Below are 7,066 nucleotides of genomic sequence, written 5' to 3'. Positions count from 1 at the left end.
CCCGCCGGCCGCGCCGACGATTTTGCCTGGCCGCGCCGCGAGATCGAGCGCGAGCCGGCGAAGGGCGACGTGCCGGTCGCCGCGACCACACCGGCTGCACCGGCGCCGGCCAATCCCCCGCCGACGACCACCGCGATTGCGCCTGACGGCTCGATCATCACGGCGCCGCAACGGCCGCCGCCGCAACGGCGCGCGTTCCGTCCGGCCCAGACGCAACCGCCGCCGCAACGGCAGCAGCCCTGGTACCGCGATTTCTTCGGCTTCGGCGGCTTCGGCGCGCCGCAGCAGCGGCCGCTGGTGACGCCGCCGCGGCCGCCGCGACCGCCCGCCAATGTCGGCCGCTCCGCATCGGTGCCGCAGCGCTACCCCGTGCAGTGAGCGTTGCGCGACGCGCGGCGCTCGCGAGAGACGGTCTCTTGATTTTCTCTTGGTTTGCGATTTCGCAAGGCAGGTTAGCGAAGCTTAACCCACCGCCCCACTCGGCATGCGACGTGGACGGATTACGCTGCGCAAATCCGTCCTCCGCTTACGGCCTTACATCACTCAACTGAAATAGCGCCAGCGCGGCGGCGGACGGCGCGGCTGGCGGGTCAGCAACAGCGCGAGCGCAAATCCGATGCCGCCGGCGATCAGAAGCGCGCCGAGCGGATTGTCCTGCACCGACCTCGTCATCGCCTGCTGCCCGCTGCGGATGGTCTCGCCGCGATGCTGATAGGCGTCCTTCGCATAATTGACTGCGGTGTCGGCGGCGCCGCGTGCGGCATCCTTGGCCTGGCCGTAGAGATCCTGCGCGGCGCCGGCCGCCTCGCGAGCGCGGCCCGAGGCCTGCGTCTCGGCATCGCCGGTCGCATCGCCGACAGCGCCCTCGGCCTTGCCGGTGAACTCCTTGGCCGAACCGTAGATCCGATCCTTGTCCATCACGTGCTCCCTTGATTGTCGGGGAGCTAACCGGGCAGGCGCGATCGAGTTCCTACAGGGTCTGCCCGCTACAGGATCAGCCCGCCGTCGACCACGATGGTCTGGCCGACGATGTAAGACGACAAGGGCGAAGCGAGGAACAGCGCGGCGCCGGCCATGTCGGCGGGCGTACCGAGACGCCGCAGCGGAATGCGCTCGAGCGCACCTTCGAGACGCTTCGGATTCGATGTCGTCACCTTGGTCATCTTGGTGTCGACGAGGCCGGGCGCGATGCCGTTGACGCGGATGCCATTCTCCGCCCACGCCTCGCCGAGCGTGCGCGTCAGTCCCACCGCGCCGGTCTTCGAGGCGTTGTAGGACGGATTCCCCATGGTGGAATGATAGGCCGCGGTCGAGCTCACGATGATCAGCGAGCCCTTCGCTGCACTGAGCATCGTATGGAATTTGGTCGCGCAGGCCATCAGGCTCATCAGGTTGACCTCCATCACCTTGCGGAAGCCCTCCATCTCGAATTCCCCGCGGCGGTAAATCACCGCGCCCTGCGCCAGCACCAGCACGTCGAGCCGGTCGAACGACGGATTGAACGCGTCGATCGCCTGCGGATTGCTGACATCGAGCTGCGCGTAAGTGAGGCCGTCTAGATGTGAGCCGTCCTCGGCGGAATAATCGCTCGCCTGCGCACGCGTGCCGCAGACGGCAACACGCGCGCCCTTGGCACGGAACGCCTGCGCAATGCCGTTGCCAATCCCGCTGGAGCCACCGACCACCAACACCTGCTTGCCGCTGAAATCGAGCTCGTTCATCGCGCGTTCCTCTCTCGTCTGCTGCTTTCCTGATTGAGCATGATCCTTTGCGAAAAGCCAACGCCGGACTTGCGTTAATGCGCTGCCGTCATGCCGGGATGAGATCATCGGTTTGACGTCCTTGCGGATCGGTGCCAGCCTTGCTGGTCTCACAACGCATCATGTCTCCTTCCAGCGAGGTCCCTCATGTCCGAATTCAAGCAGCTCAGCCGTTCGGTGAAGGGCCTCACCGTTCTCGTGACGGGAGCAGCAAGCGGCATGGGCCGCGCCACCGCGCGCGTGTTCGCCGATGAAGGCGCCAATGTCGCGGTCACCGACCTCACTGCCGAGGGCACGCAGGCGGTTGCGAAGGAGATCACCGAAGCAGGCGGCTCGGCCAAAGCCTGGGTGCTCGACGTCGCCGATCGCGATGCCATCACCAAGGTCGTGAACGACGTTGCCGCGCATTTCGGCGGGCTCGACATCATCGTCAACAATGCCGGCATCTCGGTGCGCGTGCCGATCGACGATCCCGCCTATGAGGATGCCTGGGCCAAGGGTATCGCGGTGATGCTGACCGCGCATCCGCGCATCATCCGCGCCGCCCTGCCCTACTTGCGCAAGTCGCGATCGCCGCGCATCGTCAACATCGCCTCGACCGAGGCGCTGGGTGCGACTGCGCTGCACAGCCCCTACTCTGCAGCCAAGGGCGGCGTGACCAGCCTGACGCGCTCGCTCGCGGTGGAGCTGGGCCGCGAGGGCATCACCGTGAACTGCATCTGCCCGGGGCCGATCCGCACCGCCATCACCGACCGCATCTCCGAGGAGCACAAGACGATCTACGCCAAGCGCCGCACGGCGCTTGCCCGCTACGGCGATCCGGAAGAGGTCGCGCACATGACACTGAGCCTGTGCCTGCCCGCGGCCTCCTTCCTGACCGGCGCGGTAATTCCGGTGGACGGCGGGTTGATGGCCAGGAACGCGTAGCGCGGGCACCGCGAAGCACCGCCAGGAGACGCTGCACTGCATTGCGGGCGGAGGTCAGCGCAACCCTGCATGCGGTACGATGCGTTGACAGGCTGCGAACCGGGAGTAGCTTTTCTTGAAACGGAAGCGGGACAAACCGCCCGCCGCATACGGGGAGATACGCCATGGCCGTCCTGATCCGGCAGCTTCACAAGCATTTCGTCGGCGAGGTCTCCGGCGTCGATCTGCGCAAGCCGCTGACGCAGCAGGAAGCGATCGACATCGAGGCCGGCATGGACAAATACGCCGTGCTCGTGTTCCACGGCCAGGACATCACCGATGAGCAGCAGCTGGCCTTCGCGCTGAATTTCGGCGAGCGGGAAAAGTCGCGCGGCGGCACCGTGACGAAGAAGGAGGACTATCGGCTCTCCTCCGGGCTAAACGACGTCTCCAATCTCGGCAAGGACGGCAAGCCGCTGGCGAAAGACCACCGCACGCATCTGTTCAATCTCGGCAACTGCCTGTGGCACTCCGACAGCTCGTTCCGCCCGATCCCCGCGAAATTCTCACTGCTGTCGGCGCGCATCGTGAACCCCAAGGGCGGCAACACCGAATTCGCCGACATGCGCGCGGCCTATGACGCGCTCGACGACGAGACCAAGGTCGAGATCGAGGACATGATCTGCGAGCACTCGCTGATGTATTCGCGCGGTTCGCTCGGCTTCCTCGACTACTCCGACGAGGAGAAGCAGATGTTCAAGCCGGTGCTGCAGCGCCTGGTGCGGACGCATCCGGTGCACGGCCGCAAGTCGCTGTACCTGTCGTCGCATGCCGGCGCGATCCGGGGCATGAGCATGCCGGAGGGGCGGCTGTTGCTGCGCGATCTCACCGAGCACGCGACGCAGCCCGAATTCGTCTACGTGCACAAATGGACGGTGCATGACCTCGTGATGTGGGACAACCGCCAGACCGTTCATCGCGTGCGCCGCTACGATCAGTCGCAGCCCCGCGACATGCGCCGCGCCACGGTGGCGGGCACGATGCCGACAGTGGCGCAGGAGGCGGCGGAGTAGTGACAGCACTGCTGCCACAAGCTCGTCATACGCGGGCTTGACCCGCGTATCCATCTATCTTCGAAAGCGATTTTTCTTGATGGATTGCCGGGTCAAGCCCGGCAATGACGACAGATCAGGCGTGCCCGGCGTCGTTCGAGAGCATGCCCGCTTCGATCCCGATCTTGCGCAGGGCGCGCGCGTATTTCTCGTCGACGTCGTCGCCGAAGATCAGGTCCGGATCGGCGTCGCAGTGCAGCCAGCCATTGTGCTGGATCTCGTTCTCGAGCTGGCCCGGCGCCCAGCCGGCGTAGCCGAGCGCGAGGATCGCGTGCTTGGGACCGGCGCCCTTGGCGATCGCCTTGAGGATATCAACGGTCGCGGTCAGCGAGATGCCGTCGTCGATGTTCAGCGTCGCATCCTGGATGTAGAAGTCGCTGGAATGCAGCACGAAGCCGCGGCCGGTGTCGACCGGGCCGCCCTTCATCACCTTCATCATCTCGGCATTCTCGGGCAGCGTGATCTGGTCCGATTTCTGGATGATGTCGAGTTGCACGAGGAGCCCGGGGAAGTCGATGCTGCCGGCCGGGCGGTTGACGATGATGCCCATGGCGCCCTCGGACGAATGGGCGCACATGTAGATCACCGAGCGCTCGAAACGCGGGTCGCTCATCACGGGCATCGCGATCAGCAATTGGCCGTCAAGGTAGCCTTCCTCGGCTGCGTTGTGACCGATGCCGGCGCTGGACTTGCGTGTCTTGCCTGCTTTGGCTTCGGGGTTCATCGGCAGAGGCCTTTCCTGCTGATCTGGCATCCTGATATTGGGTGGCTGTTCTGTCAATCAAGCTTCGCGCGTCGCGCGGCGATGCATCACAAGCAATTCAATGGTTTGCAACGAAAGTTGCAGGTAAAGACGTCTCATGATCGTCACAGTTCCCCTGCGGGCCGTATTCGGCTTTGCCGCCACCGTCTCCGTCGCATGTATGGCAACGGAGGTGCGCGCCGACGACGCTTCGCCGTGGCAGCAGGATACGCATTCCGCGGTCAGGCTGCTCGCGGGTTCGCGCAGCGGCGCGGTGCTGCTCGGCGGCATCGCCTTCCAACTCCAGGACGGATGGAAGACCTACTGGCGGACGCCGGGCGATTCCGGCGTGCCGCCGCGGTTCGACTTCTCCAAGTCGGACAATGTCGAAGCGGTGACGGTGATGTGGCCGGCGCCGCGGCAGTTCGATGACGGCGCCGGCGGCACGTCACTCGGCTACAAGCATCAGGTGGTACTGCCGCTGCGCATCGTCGCGAAGAATCCTGACAAGCCGCTGACGCTGCGCGCCGAGATCAACTACGCCGTGTGCGAGAAGCTGTGCGTGCCGGTGGAAGCGAAGGCCGAGCTGGCGTTCGCGAGCGTCGCCTCTACCGAGGACGGCGCGCTGTCGGAAGCTCTCAACGCGGTGCCGAAGCCGGCCAATATCGGCGATCCCAATCCGGTCACGATCCGCGACGTCAAGCGCGACGGGAACAACGTGATGGTCGACGTTGCCGCACCCGAGACGAAGGATCTCAGCCTGTTCGTCGAGGGACCGACGCCCGACTGGGCGCTGCCGGTGCCGAAGCTCGTAGAGCACGCGCCGCCCGGCGTGAAGCGTTTCGAGTTCGCGCTCGACGGCCTGCCTCCCGGCACCAACCCGGAGGGCGCGGCGCTGAAGCTGACGCTGGTCGGCGGCAGCAAGAGCTACGAATTCAATATCAATTTGAACTGAGCCGAAGCGGCGCTGCGGGACTCGTGCGAGGCGGGTTAACCCGGAATCCCTCAGTTCCCCGAACCGCCGTTTGCGCGTCCTTACCTCATTGCCTCACGCCGGACCGAAGGCCGCCTGTCCAACCCAATCTTAACGTTTCGTTGATAGATCAGGCCATTGCCGCCGCCTCGCGGCGTTTCAGGAATTTCCTGCTTTGGCCGTGATGGATACCCAATCCGCAACCACTGCAGCGTCGGGCCCGATCGCGCGTCTGCGCGGCCTCGCCGCGCGCATGCTCGGCGGTACCAGCGAGGCTTCCGTCACCAGGCGGCTCGCCGGCACCATCTTCATCATCCGCGTCATCAGCGCCGCCATTGCCTATCTCGCGCAGATCCTGCTGGCGCGCTGGATGGGCGGCTCGGACTACGGCATCTATGTCTATGTCTGGACCTGGGTGCTGCTGCTCGGCAGCATCATGGATTTCGGCATCGCGGCATCCGCGCAGAAGATCATCCCGGAGTATCGCACCGCAGGCAACCATGCGCTGCTGCGCGGCTTCCTCTCCGGCAGCCGCTGGATGACGCTCACGACCTCCAGCGTCATCGCGCTGCTGCTCGCAGGCCTGATCCGGCTGCTCTCGCCCTGGATCGATGCCGATACGATCGTACCGCTCTATATCGGCTGCCTGATGCTGCCGCCATTCGTGATCGCCAACACGCAGGACGGGATCGCGCGCTCGCACGACTGGATGCAGCTCGCTCTTATGCCGCAATTCATCGTGCGTCAGGGGTTGATCATCGGCCTCACGGCCGGAGCGCTGGCGCTCGGCCTGCATCTTGGCGCAACCCTCGCGATGGCCGCGAGCGCGGCAGCGGTGTACATCGCGGCGATCAGCCAGATGATCGTGCTGAACCGTCGCCTCGCCGCGCATATCGAACCGGGCGAGAAGGCCTACGACATCAGAGGCTGGCTCGCGATCTCGCTGCCGATCCTGCTGGTCGAAAGCTTCTATATGCTGCTGTCCTACACGGACGTGCTGATGCTGCAGCAATTCCGTCCTTCCGAGGAGGTCGGCGTCTACTTCGCGGTCGTGAAGACGCTCGCGCTGGTCTCCTTCATCCACTACGCGATGTCGGCGACAACGGCGCACCGCTTCGCCGAATACAACGCGCTCGGCGACCGCGACCGGCTGTCGGCCTATGTCGCGCATGCGATCAACTGGACGTTCTGGCCTTCGCTATTGGCGACCGCCACCTTGCTGATGTTCGGCAAGCCGCTGCTGTGGCTGTTCGGACCGAAATTCGTCGGCGGTTACGACATCATGTTCGTCGCCGCGATCGGGCTTGTCGTGCGCTCGGCGATCGGGCCGGTCGAGCGGCTGTTGAACATGCTCGGCCACCAGCGCATTTGCGCGACCGCCTATGCCGTGGCCTTCCTCATGAACGTCGGGCTGTGCTTCGCGCTGGTGCCGCGCTATGGCGGCATGGGCGCCGCGGCCGCGACCTCGCTGTCGCTGACCTTCGAGACGATCCTGCTGTTCTATGTCGTGCGCGCCCGCCTCGGGCTGCACGTGCTGGCATTCGGCAAGGCGCGCCCGGCGCTTTGATCGCCC

The 7,066-nt window shown here is 65.3% G+C and carries 7 protein-coding genes and 1 pseudogene; 5 read left to right on the top strand and 3 right to left on the bottom strand.

Annotated features, from left to right (window positions below; translation table 11 throughout):
* Positions 1–378: pseudogene (locus AS156_RS07970) on the top strand (hypothetical protein); the annotation flags it as partial.
* A gap of 165 nt (positions 379–543) precedes the next feature.
* On the opposite strand, the gene AS156_RS07965 reads toward AS156_RS07970, so the two are convergent.
* Together AS156_RS07965 and AS156_RS07960 are read right to left on the bottom strand one after the other, a co-directional pair.
* Positions 544–918 carry a CsbD family protein gene (locus tag AS156_RS07965; RefSeq protein ID WP_066502291.1) on the bottom strand — a complete coding sequence of 125 codons (375 nt, stop codon included), beginning with the start codon at positions 916–918 and terminating at the stop codon, positions 544–546.
* 68 nt (positions 919–986) lie between these two features.
* Positions 987–1,721, bottom strand: a complete 735-nt coding sequence (locus tag AS156_RS07960) for an SDR family NAD(P)-dependent oxidoreductase (protein ID WP_066502288.1) — start codon at positions 1,719–1,721, stop codon at positions 987–989.
* A 186-nt stretch (positions 1,722–1,907) separates the two neighbouring features.
* On the opposite strand from AS156_RS07960, the gene AS156_RS07955 reads away from it, so the two are divergent.
* Together AS156_RS07955 and AS156_RS07950 are read left to right on the top strand one after the other, a co-directional pair.
* A complete protein-coding gene (locus tag AS156_RS07955) occupies positions 1,908–2,687 on the top strand; it encodes an SDR family NAD(P)-dependent oxidoreductase (RefSeq protein ID WP_066502286.1) in 780 nt (259 codons plus the stop codon).
* A gap of 164 nt (positions 2,688–2,851) precedes the next feature.
* Entirely contained in the window at positions 2,852–3,739 is an 888-nt protein-coding gene (locus AS156_RS07950) for a TauD/TfdA dioxygenase family protein (protein WP_066502283.1), read from the top strand.
* A gap of 115 nt (positions 3,740–3,854) precedes the next feature.
* On the opposite strand, the gene AS156_RS07945 is transcribed toward AS156_RS07950, so the two are convergent.
* Positions 3,855–4,502 (bottom strand): YqgE/AlgH family protein, encoded by a 648-nt coding sequence (locus tag AS156_RS07945; protein ID WP_066502318.1) that lies wholly within the window; start codon positions 4,500–4,502, stop codon positions 3,855–3,857.
* Between the two features lie 136 nt (positions 4,503–4,638).
* On the opposite strand from AS156_RS07945, the gene AS156_RS07940 reads away from it, so the two are divergent.
* Both AS156_RS07940 and AS156_RS07935 read left to right on the top strand, forming a co-directional pair.
* Positions 4,639–5,475: a protein-disulfide reductase DsbD domain-containing protein gene (locus tag AS156_RS07940; protein ID WP_066502281.1), complete on the top strand. Its 837-nt coding sequence runs from the start codon at positions 4,639–4,641 to the stop codon at positions 5,473–5,475.
* A 202-nt stretch (positions 5,476–5,677) separates the two neighbouring features.
* Positions 5,678–7,060, top strand: a complete 1,383-nt coding sequence (locus AS156_RS07935; protein ID WP_136626086.1) for an oligosaccharide flippase family protein — start codon at positions 5,678–5,680, stop codon at positions 7,058–7,060.
* The last annotated feature ends 6 nt before the right edge of the window (positions 7,061–7,066 follow it).

This window comes from Bradyrhizobium macuxiense, assembly GCF_001542415.1.
GTDB classification, from domain to species: Bacteria; Pseudomonadota; Alphaproteobacteria; order Rhizobiales; family Xanthobacteraceae; genus Bradyrhizobium; species Bradyrhizobium macuxiense.
Note: the sequence above shows the minus strand (reverse complement) of the source record. Positions and strands in the feature narration are given on the sequence as shown.